Source organism: Microcoleus sp. D2_18a_D3, assembly GCF_036702455.1.
Taxonomy (GTDB): domain Bacteria; phylum Cyanobacteriota; class Cyanobacteriia; order Cyanobacteriales; family Microcoleaceae; genus Microcoleus.
The window spans coordinates 1-19727 of record NZ_JAUBTK010000011.1; the positions used below are offsets into that span (position 1 = coordinate 1).

Consider the following 19727-nt stretch of genomic DNA (forward strand, 5'->3'; position numbering starts at 1 on the left):
CTCGCTCTTGTCTCGGATGATTCACTTTTACCCCCTCAATTCGCGTATGTGCCAGTTGGGGGTGCGGAATGTGGGTTTAAATTGCATGGTAAAATAAATTTTCACTCTTGTGGGGAGTAGGGGTTGGGCCGGAAAGTCCGCCCTCACCATACAATTTAAATGAACAACAATTAACAATCGAATTAAGTTGATTATGCGACAAAGATAGGAATTTTCTAACGCCAGATAACTTGTGATAAGCTGATGCACCTCAGCTTAATATCATGTCCGATAGATTGACCATAATATCCGGGCAGGGCGGGTTTTTGAGATTGTTAATTATTGGCAGATATTGTTGGTGAACCCGCCCCTACCTGATTTTGGGTAATCGACCGGACATGATATAATTATTACTTCTTTTATATCGCATTACTCGGAAATCTCTGCTTCAAAACAGGCATTACCGGACAAGGTTTTTGCTCCTGTAAATTCTCTGGTTTGTTCCAAGTAAAAGGCCCTTTTTTCTCCGCCGCCATCCACAGCAAGCTTTTTGCTCGCGTCATCGCTACATACAGCAGTCGAAACTCTTCTGCTGTTTTCAAATAACCTGCTTGTTCCCAGGCTTCGCCTAGATTCGGTAAAGGATATTTTTCGTGCAAACTTGCTCTAATCTGTGCTCTCGCTACCTCTGCTAAAGTGAAATCTCCTAAAAATCGGGCTTGCGGCAAAACTCGCAAATTTCCGGGGATGGTTTGTTCGTGCAGAAACGGCAAAAATACGCAATCCCAATCCAATCCTTTAGCTTTGTGCATGGTAATAATTGTTAGTTGACCTTTGCTGGTATAGCGTTCTTCTATTTTGTCGTCTGCATCCACAGGTTCAAATCTTTCGGAACTGACAATTTCGCTTAGTACATCCAAAATATTACGCATTGAATTGTTGCCGGCTGTTTGGATTGCTACTCGTTCTGCTAATTTGTCGGCCGTGGCTAATTCTGTTTGGTCGTATTGCAGCGCTAAGGCTAAGAATGAAATGATTTGGTATGGTGGCAGTTCTAAGCTAGCTTGCAGCAAACCGCAGCAAAAATAGCGACATTTGCGAACGGGGTCTGACTGCTGCGGGTCTAGCGGGCCTGGGTAAAGGAATTGTTCGGGGCTAGTCGCAAAAGCATTGTAGTCTTGTTTGGGGATCAGTTGTCGATCGCTCAAAATCTTTAACGCTGCTTTCAGGTAGTCTGGAGAGTGGGGGCGATCGAGGAATTGCAGGAGTGTTAAGATTTCCCAAGGTACTTGAGAATGTCTGTCGCGTTCTCCCACATCTTCAATTTTAATCCCATATTTCTGCAAATCAAAGCTTAATCCGTGCTTTTTAGGATTTTCTAGCACTTCTTTGATAAACTTACCTTGTTTGTTTTCCCGCACCAAAATAGCCATCGATTTCAGATTTTCTAACGGCAATTTTGCACTATTTTCACCCTCGCTAGCTTCACCGCCTGATTCGATATTTTTGCCATTTATTCCAAATTCAAACTCTGCCGGTAAAAATTCTTCTACTAACTCTATTACCCGCTTGCCAATTAACTCAACTGTATGGTAAATATCGCGGGGAGTATGCAATTCTAATCCTCGGCCAATGGGATCAGGATTGGCATTATGCTGCGGGTCATCGCTGGGTACTGGCTTAATAGTTTGGTCGCGAAAAGGCTGTTCCGTTCCCGCTAATTTCGAGCTATTTACCCATTGCAACATAAAGTTAGCGGCATCGATAATCACCTGGGTGCTGCGACCTGCGCCGTCCATTGTGGCTAACTTATTCTCTACTTCGCACTCATCACAAAATTGGTTAAAATAAATCGGGTCTGCGGGAGTGAAAGTAGAATTAATCGCTTGATTTGGGTCGCCAACTCTGATAAAATTGGGAGGTAAAGTAGGATGATCGGGATCGATCGCCAATGTTTCCAAAAGCCGAGTCTGCAAAGGTGTAGAATCCTGCGCTTCATCCTCAAAAACGGCAAATACTTGCTTTTGCTCGATCGCCCTCGCCCTCGGATTTTCCAACACCCGCAAAGCGGCTAAAATCATTTCGTCGTAATCGATGAATTCCCGACTCCTCAACAAAGCTTGATATTTTTGATATAAACCCCCAGCTACTGCTAAAATCTCATAACCGTCTCCAGTATCAAGAGCGCTCATTTCTAACAACTGTTCGGGAAATAAACCAGAAGATTTCGCCTCGTGAATCACAGTTTTAGCTACCTGCGGCAAAATTTCTGTCCGCAAAACCGATTGTCGCCGCAGCCTCTCCGTTTCCTCTCCATCGAATTGCTGTCCTTCCAACAAAACTTGATATCGGCGGGGATTTTCGGCAATCCAAAGTTCTACACAAGTGCGGATTAATCGGTGACTTTGAGTGGGAGTAACTAAGGTTGAATTTTCTAAATTTAAACCCGACAAATCGGGATGGCGCATCGCAATATTCAAAGCTAAACCGTGCAAAGTGTGCACCGCAAAGCCGCTTTGAGATAAAGACAATTGGGCCAATCTTTCCCGAATTTTAGCTTTAATATTAGCAGCAGCCGATCGCGTAAATGTCACGACAATTAACTGGCGGCGGCTGTGAAGCCCGTTGCGGGCGATCGCAATTGCCGACGCAGCAGCCATTCCCGTAGACTTCCCGGCCCCCGGAACCGCCGAAACAGCAAGGGGGCCGCCTTGCCAATCCGCCATGTCCTGCTGGCCCGCACGCAAGCTTTCGCGAATTTTAAGGCAAGCTTGCTCTCGCAAAACTGGGGCAACCCCTGATTCTGAAAGCGCTGAGGCTACATCTGGGCGATCGATCTGGGTTGTCGATCGCATAAAATCAGTATCAAATTCATCTGTCATTCGATTTTAGATTTTAGATTTTAGATTTTAGATTAGAAAAATATTTGTGGCGTTCAGCCTTTTCAAACGGTATCAGAAACCGAGTTGCTTTAGTTGCGATCGCCTATGCCCAGAACCCAAACCGTCAATCGATTTTAGATTTTAGATTTTAGATTTTAGATTGAATAAAGCGACCTCGCTCATAAATCCGGGGGCTGGCGATGGGAAGCGAGGAGCTTTTTTCTCGCTCCACGGATGAATCCGGGGACTTGTGACCCAATTGTTTTCGGTCATCACACCGATATTTATTGGCGTTCATCTGCGTTCATCTGCGTTTATCTGCGGTTAAAAATCTCAAAGTATTCAACCTCTACCGTTTCCATTTCGGTATCGGCTAAACTAACGCTATCTATTCGAGCTTAAATTGAAACCAGCATAAAATTCAATACCCAAGCCTTTTTTATAGGAGTCACCCAAATGAAAACTCACCTCAAAATCAATTCCCCCCCGCCCAAGCCAAACCCAAACCCAGCCAACAACAGCACAACTCGTTTTGCTGTAGCAGTATTCTTAACTTTATCTTCAGCCATTGCTTTGCCTAGTTGCGGAGGATCTCCGCTGCCCAGCAGCGATACAGGCGGCGCAGTTTCATCCAGCAGCCCTGAAAACCAAGTTGCCCTATCGGCTCCACCACGCCCACCTGCACTCCCACCCATACCAGGAGTCACAGCCTCAAGACCTCGTTCGGCTCCACCACCCCCTCCTGCACTCCCACCCATACCAGGAGTCACAGCCTCAAGACCTCGTGCTGTATCACAAAAAGTAGCAGAAACTCCGGCAATCCGTCCCCAACTGATTAAAAAAGCCCAACTCAGCGTAGTTGTCAAATCTATTGACACCAGCACTAAATCTGTTACCAATATTGTCGAAAAACAGCAAGGCGATATTTTGGGTTTCCAAAATCAAAAGCCCCCGGATTCCAGTGTCCGCCAAACCGCGTCTATGGAGATTCGGGTGCCTCAAGAACGTTTAGAAACTACTTTACAGGCTTTAGCAAAACTCGGAAATGTAGAGAACCGTTCTCTGATGGCTGAGGATGTTACCGATCAATTAGTTGACAACGAGGCTAGGCTACGGAACCTCCGCAAATCAGAGGAAATGGTGTTAAAAATTATGGAGCGATCGGGTTCTGTCGGCGATGTGCTCAAAGCTTCTCAAGAGTTGAGCAAGATTCGGGAGTCGATCGAACGCATTGACGCTCAGTTAAAAAGTTTGCGAAATCAAGTAGCCTATTCGACTATTAGCTTAACTCTAGAAGCAGCAGTATCGGCTCAACAAACTCAGGAACCTTCTCTAGGTTTGCGGGCGCAGGAAACTTGGGGGAAAGCGACTCATTCTGTGGGTGAATTGACGCTCGGTTTGTTTGGTTTGGGTATTTGGCTGTTGGCTTACAGTCCTTATTTGCTGTTGATTGGGGCTGCGGTTTACGGCTTTAATCGATTTAAGAAACAGCATTCTGTTCCGCAAATTCAAGAACCGAAACCGCCTCAGTAGTCAGTAGTCAGTAGTCATTAGTCAGTAGTCATTAGTCAGTAGTCAGTAGTCATTAGTCAGTAGTCATTAGTCAGTAGTCATTCCACCCACGTAAAATTTATGTATTGTGGAACGGCCGGAGAACCCGTTCTTAAAACCAACGACAACTGACAAATAGCAACTAGCAACTAACAACTAACAACTAACAACTAACAACTGACAACTGACAACTGACAACTGTCAACTGACAACTGACTAATCATCAATTTGCCATCCATCTTTGGTATAGTCTTCATCCACAATCTTTTTGGGACGCATCACCAGAACAACTCGCCCCAAAATAGGAATATCTGGGGATTGTTCAAACCAGTACAATTCTAAATTGCCCCCGTTATCGGCGAGGAAATAACTGTCAGCATCCCACTGTCTTTGAGCTCGATCGGCAATAATTAAAACTTCTTCAACTTTGCCTTGCAGCGGTACCGGCAATTTATCACTCATTCCCAAAACAGCCACCGGATCTTCAGCGTTCAAAATTACCTGCCATCCGGGAATCGCCACCCAAGCTCCGGCTCCGGAAAATTTTACCATTCGGAACGGCTCGATTTCCTCCGGCAAAGGCACTGCCAGCAAATCTGTCGTAGAAAGTGGCAATTTGCCCACAACCGGGACAACGCGCGGCAATTGTTCTTCGGTATCGAGCCTGTAGACGGGCAGGCGGGGCGCTTCCCGTCTCGGAACTACGGTAAAATCAACGAGCAACTGCTCGATTTGCGCCCTAGCCGTTGGGCTGCTAGCTAATTTTAAACCGCGAGCAATTAAGCGCGATCGCTCTTGCAAATCGCTTTTCTGTCTCGCCAATTGCCAGCATTGGTAAGCCATAGCATCGCCGGGAGTGTCTGTGAACCCTTGGGGAAGACTCCCGAAGTGCGAAAACTCCTTGATCGCTTTAGCAACTTGGCGAGCATCGTCAACATCCAAATTGTGGGTTAGCATCAAAGCAGCCGCCCCGGCCCGCTCTACTTGAGAGAGAATCCGAAACTCGTATAAGATATCGCTACCTTTGCCCAAAAAGTGCGATCGAACTTCCTCTGAAGCCCCAGCATTGACCATGCTGGTGTAAACTTGGGCTGCGACGCTTACTTGATTTTGCTGAATTGGCTCAAAACCAGTTTCTTCAAAAATCCTTTGAGAGTTGTAGCCAGCTTTTAGCAGTGCTGTGCAGGCCTGTCCCCACTCTACCCAAGTGCCTTCTTTTCGGCGGAGCGATCGAATTAACTTTTCGGCATCCACAGCATTTGTGGAGGATGCAGATGCAGGAGGGGAGGAATCTTGCGGTGTATCAGTCATAATTGAATCAAAAACTCAGGCTAAGTTATGTGTTATTGGATACCGGCAAGGCTCGTGTCGCGGCAGAGCGATAGATTAATAGTAAGTGAGTTATGAGACTATTGTTACAGAATAGTTGCTCGCCTAAATTTACGAAGGGGAGTTTATCGTATTGTTATGGATAATGCCATTTCAGAGCTTGATCAAATTAAACGCCAGCTCATGACCCTACACAGACCGAAAAAGCCCAAAATGCTGGTAGTAGACGACGAACCAGACAATCTGGATTTACTCTACCGCACTTTCCGACGAGATTTTAACGTCCTCAAAGCTGAGAGCGGAATTCGCGCCTTGGAAGTCCTCGGCATCGAAGGCGAGGTCGCCGTCATCATTTCCGACCAGCGGATGCCCGAAATGAAGGGAACTGAGTTTTTGAGCAAAACCGTACCCCAGTTTCCGAATACGGTCAGAATTATCTTGACTGGTTTTACGGACATTGAAGACTTGGTGGATGCGATTAACTCAGGACAGGTTTACAAGTATATCACCAAGCCTTGGGACCCGAACGAACTGAAGATGGTGGTGCAAAAGGCGGCCGAGACTTATGAAATTCTCAAGCAGCGGACTGAGGAATTGGACCGCGCCCAAACTCAAATACAACTGTTAGCAACAATCATGCAAACGGCTGTGGATTATCCGAGTTTGGAAGCAAGTTTAGATCCAATTGCTACTGCTATAAGTGATAATTTTTTGGCGGACTATTGCATTTTACAACTGGTGGACGGAAATGTTTTAATGCCACTCCAAGGCTGTCACACCACTGGTTCACCTGTGGAAAATTGGCTGGCAGATGATCCTCTGGTTCGAGAAGCAATTACCTCTCAAACTATTCAGGGTGCTGTGAATATTGGGCTCGACACAAACCTAGCGAGTTTGCCGCACTATCAGAAATCAGGCATTCAAGCTCACCTGAGCATCCCAGTGATTCACAAAGGTCGATCGATCGCCCTGATTTCCATGCAGTGGAAGCAACCCTGTTCCCTGCGCCCCGACGAACTCACAACAGTTCACCTCGCCGCTCAAGAAGTTGCTTTGGTATTGACGAGTTTTCAGGGTCATTAGTCATCAGTCATGAGTCATCAGTCATCAGTCATTAGTCCTTAGTCATCAGTCATCAGTCATCAGTCATCAGTCATCAGTCGGCTCTGTGTCTTGAGTCGAAAATGATAGCCAACCAATGATTAAAGACAACATATCACCGATCGCTAACAAATAAAAAAGCATTAATGACTGGCGACAGCATGACATGAATGGACGGATTAATTATTAGTTCCGGCTGACAAATCACCTTTTCCCCAATCACCTTTTCACCTTTTCCGCAATGACAAATGCCCAATGACTAATAACGCCGCACAAATTAAAACTATATTTAATCGAATTGCACCAGTTTACAACCAATTGAACGACTGGTTGAGCTTTGGGCAACACCGGATTTGGAAGCAAATGGCGGTGAAATGGAGCAGTGCGGGCCCCGGAAATACTTGTTTAGACTTGTGCTGCGGTAGCGGGGATCTAGCTTTGTTGCTGGCTAAACAAGCAGGGCCGACCGGTTGCGTATTTGGAGTAGATTTTTCCGCCGAACAATTGGCCGTGGCGGCCAGGCGCGATCGACCTTTTCTCACGCCTGCAAGCCCCATTTCCTGGGTAGAAGCTGACGCCCTAGACTTGCCTTTTACTGACAATTACTTCGACTGCGCCACAATGGGTTACGGCCTGCGTAACGTGACTGACATCCCCCGCAGTCTTCAGGAATTGCACCGCGTCCTCAAACCCGGTGCCAAAGCAGCTATTCTCGACCTCCACCGCCCCAGCAATTCCCTAATGCGGAGCTTCCAGCAGTTTTATCTAGACAGTCTCGTAGTGCCCATTGCTCAGCAATTTGGCATGACTCAAGAATATGCCTACATTAATCCTAGTTTAGAAAAATTCCCGATCGGCGAGCAGCAAGTCGCGATCGCCCACAAAGCCGGATTTGCCACCGCCACCCACTACCCGATTGCCGGAGCTATGATGGGAGTATTGGTATTAGTCCGTTGACTGTTGTCAGTTGTCAGTTGTCAGTTGTCAACAGTCAACAGTTAACAGTTAACAGTCAACAATCAACAATTCCCAATTCCCAATTATTGATGAATCCGTCTGACATTTGGCTGTTGTTGGCCCCACCTGTAGTGGGAGGAATTATTGGCTATTTCACTAACGATATAGCTATCAAAATGCTGTTCCGCCCGTATCGAGCTATTTACATCAAAGGGCGGAAGTTGCCTTTCACTCCAGGCTTGATCCCCCGCAACCAAGAGCGCTTGGCAAAGCGAATTTCCGATACAATTATGGGTTCGCTGCTGACGCCCCAGGAACTGCAAAACTTGGCGCGCCGCCTTTTGCAAACCGAGCGGATGCAGTCGGTGATTCTCTGGCTGTTGCAGTTAGCGCTGGATCAGGTAAAAGCAGACGCAGAGCAAAAAACCGCTAAAATTCTCGCTAACATTTTGCGAGATTTGCTGGGGGAATCTGTGCCGCGAATTCTCAAAGTTTTGGCACGCCGGGAAGATTTTTTAGAAGTTCAGCTTAATCAAATTTTTGACCAAGTTTTGCTGGAGATTCAGTTAACGGAATCTCAGGCGGCTCAGCTTGCTGATTGGTTGTTGCAGGTAGTAATACCCCCGGAAGTGCTGCGGCAGGCTTTAATTGACTTTTTGACGGATCGCAATATTTCGATCATCGATGAAGGGTTTCGAGAAAAAACCAGCGGCACTTATTGGGTAGTAGCAAATTTGTTTGGTTTGCGGAACACTTTAACTCGGCTGCGGACTTTTTGTTTGGATGACAGAGAAGCCACAAATCAACGGTTAGCAGAGTTAACTGTTTCTTTGGGAATTCGCGGGCGAATTCAGGAATGGCTGCAAAATTTGTCGATGCAAAATTTACCGGTTTCGACTGTGAGACAGTTGCGAAAAACTATGCGCGACAGTGTTCGCAGCTATGTTCAGCAGCGGGGTACAGACGTACTTGAGGGGTTGAGTAAATCTATTGACTGGGAAAATATTTCGCGGTTGCTTCTCAATCGCTTGCAAACTTCAGCGGTGATGAGCGCTTCCCTCGGAATTGTCAGCAAAGAACTTGCTTTGGTTTTAGAACGCTATCTAGAGCGGGATTTAGAAAATATTGTAGCTCAGGCTATCCCGATATTGAATATTGACCAGGTGATTGTCGATCGAGTTAAAGGTACTTCTCCTGAAGAGTTGGAGTTAGCAATTCAGGGAATTGTCCAAAGCGAGTTGCAGGGAATTGTAAATTTAGGAGGCATTTTGGGTGTTTTTGTCGGCTGTTTACAGACAGTTGTGATTTGGATTCAGCGGTGATTTATTTCGACAGGTGTGAGCTCTTTGTTGTAGTCTAATATTCACTCTCTCTGGCGCAGCCAGTACCAAAAACCCGGTTTTTCGCTAGTATTTGCTACCTAAGCCAGAGGATTTTTGGTAGAAACCGGGTTTTTGTGGCCCAATCCTAATTTACTTATTTTCTAAATCTATGCCAACTCCCAATTCGGACGATCGCACAAACATCCCAAAAAACCCGCGCAACCTCAGCCGCCAACAATACGAGCGTTTAACAGCAGAAATGGCCACTCCCTACCGGCCTCTGCGACAGTTTGTCTATGTAGCTTGTGGCGCTTCTGGCTTTATAGGCGGCTTGGTTTTCCTCGCTAAAATTGCCTCTGGCCGGGAAATTGGTTCTGCTTTGCCCAATTTTGCCCTCCAAGTCGGAGTTGTGGCCCTGATGGTGTTCCTGTTTCGCTGGGAGCAGCGCGCCGACGGCCGATCCCCCAAGTCGAAGTAATAAAAATTTACAAATCGAGACAAAAATATATCTGAGGCAAGGAAAAGTTATAAATATAAAGAAATTATTATGAAATCGTGGTTTCCCAGCGATCCCTGTAATACTAAGAATGTGGCTTTAATTGGGGTCAGCAAATTTAAAGGCCCTAATCATAAACCGCTTGTAATTCGTTCAATTGGGGTCAGCTTTCATAAAGACCCTAAATATATAAAATAAATTAAAGCCCAGCGCCAGCCTTCACTGATAGAAGAGCTGGCGTTAGGCATTTTGCTAGGATCGGGAAATTGGGAGAGAGAATCATATCAATTCCGGTTGCACCGTCGGTGATTTTTGACTGTTGACTGTTGACTGTTGACTGTTGACTGTTGACTGTTGACTGTTGACTGTTGAATCGTGGTCGCAAAACTGAATGGTTGAGTGTTATCAGTAGGGTGTGCACCGCGTACAGAGAGGCCCATACAAGCGCCCTGACCCGATTTTTTTGCCTAGCATCCGATATAGGTAATACCAGTTCCCAAAAATCCTGCACCTGTAGACTTGTGATCGAAACCACGATCGTCATCAGTCATTCGCAATTCTAAAATCTAAAATCTAAAATGCTATAAGTGCTGGGGCGATCGACTAATTTGGTATTTCCCCAAGACCTTAGCCTGTGCAGTAACTAATGAGATGTGTCAAAGTCTAAGTAGAAAAAGATGTTGGGAGATTTTACTATGAATCGATCATTTTTCCAAGGGCGGTGGACGTTATTTTTGGCAGCAGGCGCGGGAATTGTATTTTACAGCAATGCTGCGGCGGCGGCCGAAAAGGTAGTGCTCAAATACAGTGCGATCCGAATGACTTTACCCGTCAGCGAATTAGAAATTTTTGCAGAAACTGGGAAAATGTCGCCCGCGTTAGAAATGCTGCTGGGAAAAGCAAAAAAAGACCCCGAAGCGGTTCGCAACAGTCTGACGAGACCAGTAAAAGTCAGTCAAAGCTTTTTGGATCGGACGCTTAACAGTAAGGTTGGAGAAATAATTCTCGATGAGGTGGGTCAGGTAATTCGCACTCCTTCTGGGAATGCAAATCGAGAAGCTTTGAGATCTGCCTTGGTGCTGTCTGCAACTAATGATAACGAGATTACAATGCTGGAAGCGATGAAGAATTATCCTACTCCAGAAGTTTATGTTGAGGGCGATCGCTTAGTTGAAGCTTACGGCAAACTTGTAGCTTTGTCAGAACAATTGGGCGGCGTTTCAGAACGGCTGCAAGACATTTTGAACAAGATTCGTCTGCCTAGATTGTAGTGGATTTGGTCAAGGACGGTTGATTGCTTCGAGCGATCGCACTTGGGTTGCTGAACCTGCATCTACAGGGGAGTTACCTTTTTTTGTACAAAATTTGCCTAATTTTGACACGAGTTAAAAACCAAATCTAACTGCCGGCCAGCTTCAAACCCGACGGGAATCAGTCATTCCTAATTCTAAAATCTAAAATCTAAAATCAGATAACTTCGCTGTCAAGTCTAGATCGGGATAGATGTTAGAGAGTTTACGAAAAGTTGCTCCTGAAGTATAGCAATCCTAAATGATTTCTGAGAAACAACCATAGCTAAAAAGCTTGGGAAAATCAAATATTTGGAGATGAGTGACTAATTTAAATAGGGCTTGCTGGGCGTTGCTTAATTAGGGTATGAAAAAAATAAGTTGAAAAGGCCGAAGCTTTGTGGATACTGGTTTCTATGACTGGCATATTTAGCCTTTCATACCGTAAATCAGCAACGCCGAGAAATACTGTCCCCTGCAATTTGATGCCCGAAGTTGCGATCGACACTCACTCTCGACACTCACTATCGGCACTCACTTAGCATATTGGAGGGGATGCCAGCAGAATTGGGCTATAAAATTCACAAACCGTGACAATTATTTGGTTTTAGGGTACTCAATAAGCCAAAGTTTCTAAAGTTTCCCGCAGATAGGAACGAACCTGCTGATCGATGGTGGCATTTTGCTGCTGACGCTCAAAATTGAGTTCTAGCTGCCAGCGTTGAAATCCTGAACTTGCGCCGATCGCGGATTTGAGACTGCCCCAGATTTCAGAATCTTCGCACAGCTCGATCGGCTCGGCGGCTTGAGGTTGTTGTGCGATCGGTAGATAATTCGCCATATTGTTATACCTCTGTTTTAATCCCCTGTAAGGATTGAAAGCTGACCTTGACACTCTCTATTATAGATTCTTCTCTCCAAAGAGCCAACCTAAAATATCCACAACCTGCGATTAAAAATTAAATATTAAGACTATTAATAATCTCTATCCGAAGAGGGGCCTTACCTATTTTTTTCACAGCATACATCTGTACAAATTAAAGTAGCTTAAACTACAATTGTCCCCCTCTTAATTTTTAATTTAACTTTTTTTCGATCGACTGTTCGGGTAGGGATGTAACGCCGTTGGTGTCAGCAGGCTTTGGGTTGACAATACTGCCGACAGAATTCCCTATGCTGGATGCTGGCTCAATTGACTCTACGGGTGCAGCCACAGCGGCAGTTGTCTCGGCTGCCAAAGCCGGCAAAAGTCGATCGACTTGCCAAGGTGCGATCGTAAAATCCTGCCGAATTTTTTCTAAAACATGAGGCTTTGTCGCTGCAAATTCTGATTCCGGCGTCAGCAAAACCGCCATGACACTAGCCGACACCTGCACAAACAAATTGCTAGCTAAAAAAGCAGCAACTGCCAACAACAATCCAGCCACTCGCCAGGAAGGAGGAAATGGAGCCACCGAAGCCGCGAGGGGAGCCAATCGGTAGAGTTGCCACAAAATTACTGCCAGCAAAACAGCCACAAAAAGAGCGATTCCTTGATTTAACTTAGTTTTAAACCGAGTCAGAATCTGCTGCTGCACAGAAGTTAAATTCTGCGGTTTCACCGCCACAACTAAAATACTAAAAATGTAAAAAGGGCGGAACCACTGCATCCACAGCACAGGAACAATACCTGCTACAGCCACTAAAAACATTTCTAACCAGACAGGGAGCAGGGGAGAACCCACTGCGAGTCCCAGCAAGCACACTCCCAGGAATATCGGCAGTGTAGCCGCCCCAGAAAGGTGAATCCACAAAAAAGGATCTGACCAAAAAGAACGCACTTTAAATAATTATGAGTTATGAATTAGGAGTTTTGAATCTTGGATTTTGAGATTTTGGGATGCACTCTTGACTCTAAAATCCGATGCCCGGAGTAAATATTTAGCTATCAAACCGAGGACTTACAAGCAGAAATCTGGTTTATTTCGGTAATTCTTATTTGAGCGAGCGAATTTTAAATTTTAAGCAAGGGTAAAGACGATTAGGAAGTTCTTAATTCCTTCTTCCTTCTTTTTTCGGTCAACTGTCAACTGTCAACTGTCAACTGTCAACTGTCAGATGAGTTTGGGAGTATTGAGTGAAGAGAAGAGTGGCGAGCGATCGGCAATTTGGTTGCGATCGCTCAAAAATTCTCTTCCAACTCAACACTCACAACTCAAAACTATTGAGAGAGAGTCCGGCGCTTAGTAACCATCCGGTAGGCTTCAATAAGATCGCCATCCGCCCAGTCGCTAAACCCGCTCAAAGAAATGCCGCATTCAAAGCCAGCATTGACTTCCTTGGCATCTTCCTTCATCCGTTTGAGGGAGTCGAGGACACCTTCGTAAACGACATTGTTGCCCCGGCGCACCCGCACCTTACAGTTACGGATGACTTTGCCAGAGAGTACCATACATCCAGCCACAGCCCCGCGACCGATCGCAAAGACAGCGCGCACTTCGACTTGACCCAAAGGTTCTTCCACCAATTCGGGTTCCAGCAGGCCTTCCATCGCCCCTTGAATGTCATCCAAGAGGTTGTAGATGATGCTGTATTCCCGCACGTCTACGCCAGCTTGGTCAGCCGCGAGGCGAGCGTCGGTGGCCAGAGTAGTATTGAACCCGATAATTACAGCATTACTGGCTGCAGCGAGGTCAATATCCGTTTCTGTAATTTCCCCAGGAGCAGATAGCAGCAGTCGGAGTTGAACTTCTTTTTGAGGAAGTTGAGTCAGAGCGCCGACAATTGCTTCGAGGGAGCCTTGGACATCTGCCTTCAAGATCAAGTTGAGTTCCTTGAGAACGCCTTCCTTAGCTTGTTGAGAGAAGCCGCTGAGGCTGATCCGGCCGCCTTGCAGCAGGCGTGAATCTCGTCGGGAGGTAGCTCTTCCAGAGGCGATCGCCGCAGCTTCTTTTTCGTTTGCGAAGACATCAAACTCGTCTCCGGCGCGAGGAACTTCCCGCAGCCCTAGCACTTCCACCGCGAAGGATGGAGTTGCGTGCTCTACGCGATCGCCCCGGTCATCGATCATTGCGCGCACCTTGCCCAAAGCCGAGCCTGCGACCACAATATCGCCCACTCGCAGAGTGCCGTTCTGCACCAGCAGAGTTGCCACAGGCCCCCTTGCCTTGTCGAGGTGAGCTTCAATCACAGTACCCTTAGCCGGTCGGTGCGGGTTGGCGTTGAGGTCTTCCATTTCCGCGACTGTCAGAATCATTTCCAACAGCGTATCCAGGTTTTCGCCTCGGATCGCGCTGACTGGAACCATCGTGATATCGCCGCCCCAGTCATCTGCGACCAAGCCGTACTCAGTAAGCTCTTGCTTCACCCGTTCCGGCTGAGCACCCTCCTTGTCAACTTTATTGATAGCCACGACAATTGGCACTTTCGCCGCTTTCGCGTGGCTGATCGCTTCAATTGTCTGGGGTCGCACGCCGTCGTCCGCCGCCACCACCAAGATGGCGATGTCCGTAACCCGTGTTCCCCTAGCCCGCATCGCTGTAAAGGCTTCGTGACCGGGCGTATCCAAAAATACCACCTGCTGGCTCTTGCCTTCGTGTACCACATCCACGTGGTAAGCACCGATGTGCTGGGTAATGCCCCCAGCTTCTCCCTGAGCCACCTTGGTTTTGCGGATCGAGTCGAGCAAGGTAGTTTTACCGTGATCCACGTGACCCATAATCGTGACTACTGGGGGACGGCGTTCGAGGTATTCCAAATCCGCTTCGTCCAGCATCTCGATCACTTTGAGAGCTGGGGCTACTTTTTCTGGGGTTTCTACCTCTACGCCCATTTCTTCGGCTACCATCCTCACCGCTGGAATGTCCAGGGTTTCGGTAATATTTACCGCAATTCCTTTAGAGAAAAGCCGCTTAATAATTTCGGTTTCGGGAACAGCCAGAGTAACTGCTAGTTCTTGAACGGTCATCGGCCTGCTCAGCAGCAGCTTTTCTGGACGTTCTACCTTAGCTTCGGCTGTTTTGCCCCGGTTGCCGCGTCCCCCGCTCGAACCTGAAGAACTTTTATCGTGAGAAGGGCCTGGTCTCTTATTTTTTCCGCTGCTTCCGGGTGCGCCCGGAGTTGGTGTTGACTTGGGTGCTGCTTGTCCCTTCGCTTTCGCTGGGCGGGCTAGGGAGAGGCTGACCGTGACTGGTGCTGGGAGATCCAAGCCGTTTTCTAAGTCATCGTCATCCTCGTCTATGGGTTTGAGGCGAGAACGTTTTGCCTTAACAGCTTTGGCAGCTTTTGCAGCATCTGAGTTTTCGTCATCATCTTCTTCCCAAATGACCGATGTCTTTTTGGCAGGACGAGGGAGGGAGGGCCTTTCGAGGAGAGGAATCTCCAGCAACGGCGTATTATCTTCTTCATTGTCATCAGTGTCATCCCCTAGCGCTCCGGTGCCACCGCCCCGGCTACGCAGCCCGGTAGCTGACGTTGCGGGGGCAAGGCTCCGGCGCGGCCCACCGGGCTGGGGTCGATCGGCCAGTGGAGTTTTGACTGGGCCACCAGCGCCTTCCCGGCGCGGTCTTTGCGCGTCGCGGGATTCGGTAGGAGCTCCCGGTGTAGGTCTGCTGGGGCGGCTCGGTTTCGCCGGCGCTTCCAGAGTTTCTGACTGTACTGATTGCTCTTGCTCGGTTTTTGCAAGTTTGAGTACCGGCTTGTTCCCCAGATTTTGTGGGGTACGGCTAGCCGACTCGGACGCCCCTCTGACTGGCGGCGACGTGAGTTTTGCCGAAGGCGCGGGAGGGGCGATCGGCGGTTGCGGGGTGCGTTCTGGAGCCTTTTCCGACGGCGGTTGAGGTGCCGCAGGTGCCTGAGCCTGGGCGGTGGTTTCCGGGGCGATCGCACCTACAGTTTCCGACACTTCTGACGGAGCTGCCGAGACTGCGACATTTGGCTTCGACAGTACAGGTCTATTGATAGTAGGTTTAGCTGGAGGCTGGAGTTGTTGAGCTGCAGGCGACTTGGGAGGAGTTGCCACGGTTGCCGCGGGCTGGTTTTTGTTCTCCTCGTTGCCTGCAGGCTGGGAGGAAGCACCAGCCGGCCGTACTTTTGGACTGCGTATTTCTAAAATTTGCTGCTTTTTTTGTTGGTCGTTAGGGTGAGGGCCAGATTCTCTAGATGGCGCTGCTGCTCTTTCGGGTGGAGCTGGCTTGCCGGGGGAAGAGTGGCTACTGGCTACGTATTTTTCCGCCGTTTTGCGAATGCGCTCTGCTTCGGATTCTGTAATTGTGCTGCTGTGGCTCTTGACTGAAATATTGAGCCGCTCGCATACTGCCAAGATGTCTTTATTATCCAAATTTAGTTCCCGTGATAATTCGTAAATTCTTACTTTGCCGTTGTTCATCCACTCTGCCCTCTTTTGTGCCAACCAGTTTTTACATTGTGATTTTTTGTTCTAATGACGACATCATTCGGTGTGATTGATTCAGTGTCAGGAATCGGGGTTTTGGTACTCGCTCAGCAATTTTATCTAAAAGATGCAACTCGCTGAAGTCTGCGGTTGAAGAATTCTCAAGTCTGTTTGGGAACTTGGAACTCCGAAGTCTGAGTTTTGGCAAAACCCACTCTCTCAAGCTTCAAAGTTTGCCTTTCCACCTTGAGGATACCTCTGCTAGTACCCTACCCTTATCTAATCTGACACAAATCTTTCCAGACTGGTGGGCAGATCGGATTGGGGTTTTATAGCTGGCGCTACCGGTAATTACTGGTAGGGCTGCCAAGAGGGTTTATACAGTCGATGCCGAACTATTGTCGGTGTTTCGTCCGGGTGAGCCAGAGTAAGATGTACAGTCAGATGTGGCTAAACGCTGCCAAAGTGTTTGGTACAGTTCGTCAGACACAGGCGCTTTGAGCGATCGCCCAAGTCGATTTTTTTTCTGAGCTGCTTTGAGGCATTCTGCTTCCCGACAAAGGTAAGTAGAACGGCCCATGCCACGATCTAATTGTACCTGATGAGAAGGATAGAGCCTGACTACTCGCCAAAAAGCTTCCTTAGGAGCTATTTTTCGACAACTTGCACAGCACCGGTAGTTCGGTTTCATTTCTTGTGAGAGGGGAAGTAGGGGGAGAGGGGGGAGTAGGGGACCAGTCCTCCTGGTCTCCCGAAGACAGAAAATCGTGTAAATGTCACAGTTTTTAGACTGCAGCTTCGGTTTCCTCCGTGGTAGCTGCCTCCTCTTCCTCAAATTCTGCGCTTTCCTCGTCGCCGTCGTAGTCGCCCGCTTCGTCTGCGTCGTCGTAGTCGCCTGCTAGTTCTTCGAGCCTAGTTGCTTCTGCTGCCAATTTGCTGTCTTCGGCGGCGCGATCGTACTTAGCAATATCTTTGATATCGATTTTCCAACCGGTGAGGCGGGCCGCGAGACGGACGTTCTGACCTTCTTTGCCAATGGCAAGACTCAGTTGGTCTTCAGCGACCAAAATGTGAGCTCTCCTGCCTTCTGGAGCCACCAAACGCACTTCATCTACTCTAGCGGGACTCAGAGCGTTAGCAATATAAGTTGCTGGGTCTGGAGACCAGCGGATCACGTCGATTTTTTCGCCGCGCAATTCGTTGACTACTACCTGAATCCGCGATCCCCGCGCTCCGATGCAGGCTCCTACGGGGTCTACGTCGCGATCGAGAGTATCAACTGCTATTTTAGTCCGGGGGCCGACGTGCCGGGAGGGCGGATTTGCCTCCCTGGCTACGGCGACAATCCTCACCACCCCGTCTTCTATTTCTGGTACTTCGTTAGCAAACAGGTACACCACCAAACCTGCGTCGGCTCTAGAAACAAGTAACTGCGGCCCTCTAGTAGAGCCTTCGCCTACTTTTTTGAGATAAACCTTGAATGTAGCGTTTGCCCGGTAATTGTCGTTGGGCAACTGTTCGCGCTTCGGGAGTTCGGCATCTACTTCTGGCTGACCGAAGCTGCTGGTGACTGCTAAAATTACCGACTGCCTCTCAAACCTGAGCACTCTTGCTTGAAGAACAGTTTCTTCTAAATCTTTAAACTCTTCTTGAATCATTTTGCGCTGTTGGTCGCGCAGTTTTTGAGCGAGAACTTGTTTGGTCTGGATCGCGGCCATGCGACCAAATTCTTTTTGATTTGGTGTTACGTCTACGAGCACGATGCTCCCAGGCTGAGCTTCCGTGGCTACTTCTTGCACTTCCGTAAGTGAGATTTCGTGATCGGGATTGATGACTTCTTCGACAATAGTTTTGTTGGCTAAAACGCGGAAACCTTCTTGTTCTGCGTCGAGTTCTACATCAAAGTTGTCGAAGTATTCTTCGCTGAAGTGATCGAGTTTTTGGGTACGGCGGTAGCGTTCGTATCCTTTGAGCAGGGCTTCTCGCAAGGCTGCTTGGACGGCGTGTTTGGGTAAATTGCGTTCTTTGCTAATACCTTCGACCATTTCTTTTAGTCCGGGCAGGGGAACCATTGACATATAAAACTCTCCTTTTTTGCTGTGGTAATAAGTAACTGGTAATCGGTAATTGGTACTTGGAAATTTTCTAGAAAGAGTGATGACCAATGATTGATGAGTTACTGGATAGGATTAGGGAAGCTAGGTGCTGTAACAATTTATTTGTTGTTCCTATTCAACCCGCTGCTACAGATGTGATTGTTAAAAATTAACTCGCAGCCAAGCGTTTTCAGCTTGCTGCGAGGCAATCTCAAAACTCAAATCGGGCGGGCACAGGGGCACCGCCCCTACAACTCAAAACTCAAAATTTCCCTTTACATCTCCTTTCCTTCGTCTAGTTCAACTTTGACAATCTGAGGGCGGGGAATTTTAACCTGTCGCCCTTTTTGATTGAGATAAACCGCTGTTTCATCCCGGCCCAGGAGTAGTCCTTTCCACTCTTTGATTCGCGAGTCCGGTTCGGTGGTTTTGGCTGTCACGGGGAAACCTTTAAAGGTAATAAATTCTCGATCGCTGCTGAGCAATCGGGATATTCCGGGACTGGAAATCTCTAGCACGTAGGCATCGGGTATGATGTCGGCTGCCTCTAACTCAGCATCGAGGGCTGTGCTCATGCGCTCGCAGTCGGCTAAACCAGTGTCTTGTTGGAGGTTGCGGATGTCTACCCGCAAGACGGGAGGATTTTGGTTGGTGTGAAACACTGCTCCCACTACTTCCAATCCCAGTGTTTCCGCAACGGGGGTAGCTAAGTCAATGATTTGTGGGATTAGGGGATGAGTCATATCGAATACTTAAGTTAAAACTCCTAAACTCGGACACGGGCAAGGAAAAATTTGTTGTTGAGATTGCTTGGTTTTGAGGTGGTTTGATTAGGTGGCTGCGACTTTCGTCTTCAACTTTGGGACTTACCCAACATCCCAGCAGGGGATCTCAAGCGGGGGGTACCCCTACTAAATCAGTCCTCAACTTGCAAGTCAGACGCCCTGAGCTCTTTTCCTGCGACTAATGCAACAAAAAAAGTGGGCTTGACCCACTCCTAGGTAAAACAATTTCTTCCAAGAAGTTTGAGGACTTCTTCTGATCGAAGGGAGGCCTCACTTCTCAGTTTAGCTCGATCGCCCGCCCGGTGACAAACCGATCGCCCTGGGCGGCCTGTCCGAGGGCAGAAGGGGAAAGCTGACAGGGGGAATAAGGACGACTTGATCACAGTTTTGGAGTGGGGTGGGGCGAGGGCAAATTCCTGGTTGATACCGAAGCCGGTGCGATCGTCCCTAAAACTGTTGGCTATGGTCACTCAGGCGTTCTAGGACTTGCGATACGGGAGTTTCTTGGGGAAATTCTCATTTTAGTTCGGACAAGCCCTCTGCTTCTTGATAGGTGGGGAAGAGTTTGA

At 47.9% G+C, this 19727-nt stretch carries 14 protein-coding genes; 6 read left to right on the plus strand and 8 right to left on the minus strand.

Annotated elements, in window-relative coordinates:
- Positions 1-398 precede the first annotated feature (398 nt).
- Entirely contained in the window at positions 399-2861 is a 2463-nt protein-coding gene (locus tag QUB06_RS07480; protein WP_333434756.1) for an ATP-dependent helicase, read from the minus strand.
- A 456-nt stretch (positions 2862-3317) separates the two neighbouring features.
- Between QUB06_RS07480 and QUB06_RS07485 the strand changes: the two genes are divergently transcribed.
- A complete protein-coding gene (locus QUB06_RS07485; RefSeq protein WP_333434757.1) occupies positions 3318-4394 on the plus strand; it encodes a DUF4349 domain-containing protein in 1077 nt (358 codons plus the stop codon).
- A gap of 234 nt (positions 4395-4628) precedes the next feature.
- On the opposite strand, the gene QUB06_RS07490 is transcribed toward QUB06_RS07485, so the two are convergent.
- Positions 4629-5723, minus strand: a complete 1095-nt coding sequence (locus QUB06_RS07490; protein ID WP_333434758.1) for a RuBisCO accumulation factor 1 — start codon at positions 5721-5723, stop codon at positions 4629-4631.
- Positions 5724-5879: 156 nt separating this feature from the next.
- Between QUB06_RS07490 and QUB06_RS07495 the strand changes: the two genes are divergently transcribed.
- From QUB06_RS07495 to QUB06_RS07515, 5 genes are all read left to right on the plus strand, one after another.
- Complete coding sequence (locus QUB06_RS07495) at positions 5880-6824, plus strand: response regulator (protein ID WP_333434759.1); 945 nt, start codon at positions 5880-5882, stop codon at positions 6822-6824.
- A 273-nt stretch (positions 6825-7097) separates the two neighbouring features.
- Complete coding sequence (ubiE, locus tag QUB06_RS07500; RefSeq protein ID WP_333434760.1) at positions 7098-7799, plus strand: bifunctional demethylmenaquinone methyltransferase/2-methoxy-6-polyprenyl-1,4-benzoquinol methylase UbiE; 702 nt, start codon at positions 7098-7100, stop codon at positions 7797-7799.
- An 89-nt stretch (positions 7800-7888) separates the two neighbouring features.
- Positions 7889-9121, plus strand: coding sequence for a DUF445 family protein (locus tag QUB06_RS07505; protein ID WP_333434842.1), 1233 nt, complete (start codon positions 7889-7891; stop codon positions 9119-9121).
- A gap of 169 nt (positions 9122-9290) precedes the next feature.
- Positions 9291-9599 carry a DUF3493 domain-containing protein gene (locus tag QUB06_RS07510; RefSeq protein WP_333434761.1) on the plus strand — a complete coding sequence of 103 codons (309 nt, stop codon included), beginning with the start codon at positions 9291-9293 and terminating at the stop codon, positions 9597-9599.
- A 713-nt stretch (positions 9600-10312) separates the two neighbouring features.
- Positions 10313-10888, plus strand: coding sequence for an alpha/beta hydrolase (locus QUB06_RS07515; RefSeq protein ID WP_333434762.1), 576 nt, complete (start codon positions 10313-10315; stop codon positions 10886-10888).
- Positions 10889-11522: 634 nt separating this feature from the next.
- On the opposite strand, the gene QUB06_RS07520 is transcribed toward QUB06_RS07515, so the two are convergent.
- The 6 genes from QUB06_RS07520 to rimP all read right to left on the minus strand — a co-directional run bounded on the left by QUB06_RS07520 (position 11523) and on the right by rimP (position 19116).
- Positions 11523-11747: a hypothetical protein gene (locus QUB06_RS07520; protein ID WP_333029417.1), complete on the minus strand. Its 225-nt coding sequence runs from the start codon at positions 11745-11747 to the stop codon at positions 11523-11525.
- Positions 11748-11982: 235 nt separating this feature from the next.
- Entirely contained in the window at positions 11983-12726 is a 744-nt protein-coding gene (locus tag QUB06_RS07525; protein WP_333434763.1) for a low-complexity tail membrane protein, read from the minus strand.
- A gap of 380 nt (positions 12727-13106) precedes the next feature.
- On the minus strand, positions 13107-16271 hold the full coding sequence (gene infB / locus QUB06_RS07530; protein ID WP_333434764.1) for a translation initiation factor IF-2: 3165 nt from the start codon (positions 16269-16271) through the stop codon (positions 13107-13109).
- Between the two features lie 382 nt (positions 16272-16653).
- Positions 16654-16968: a YlxR family protein gene (locus QUB06_RS07535; protein WP_333434765.1), complete on the minus strand. Its 315-nt coding sequence runs from the start codon at positions 16966-16968 to the stop codon at positions 16654-16656.
- A gap of 94 nt (positions 16969-17062) precedes the next feature.
- Positions 17063-18355: a transcription termination factor NusA gene (nusA, locus tag QUB06_RS07540; RefSeq protein ID WP_333434766.1), complete on the minus strand. Its 1293-nt coding sequence runs from the start codon at positions 18353-18355 to the stop codon at positions 17063-17065.
- Positions 18356-18648: 293 nt separating this feature from the next.
- Entirely contained in the window at positions 18649-19116 is a 468-nt protein-coding gene (rimP, locus tag QUB06_RS07545) for a ribosome maturation factor RimP (protein WP_333040953.1), read from the minus strand.
- Positions 19117-19727: the final 611 nt, after the last annotated feature.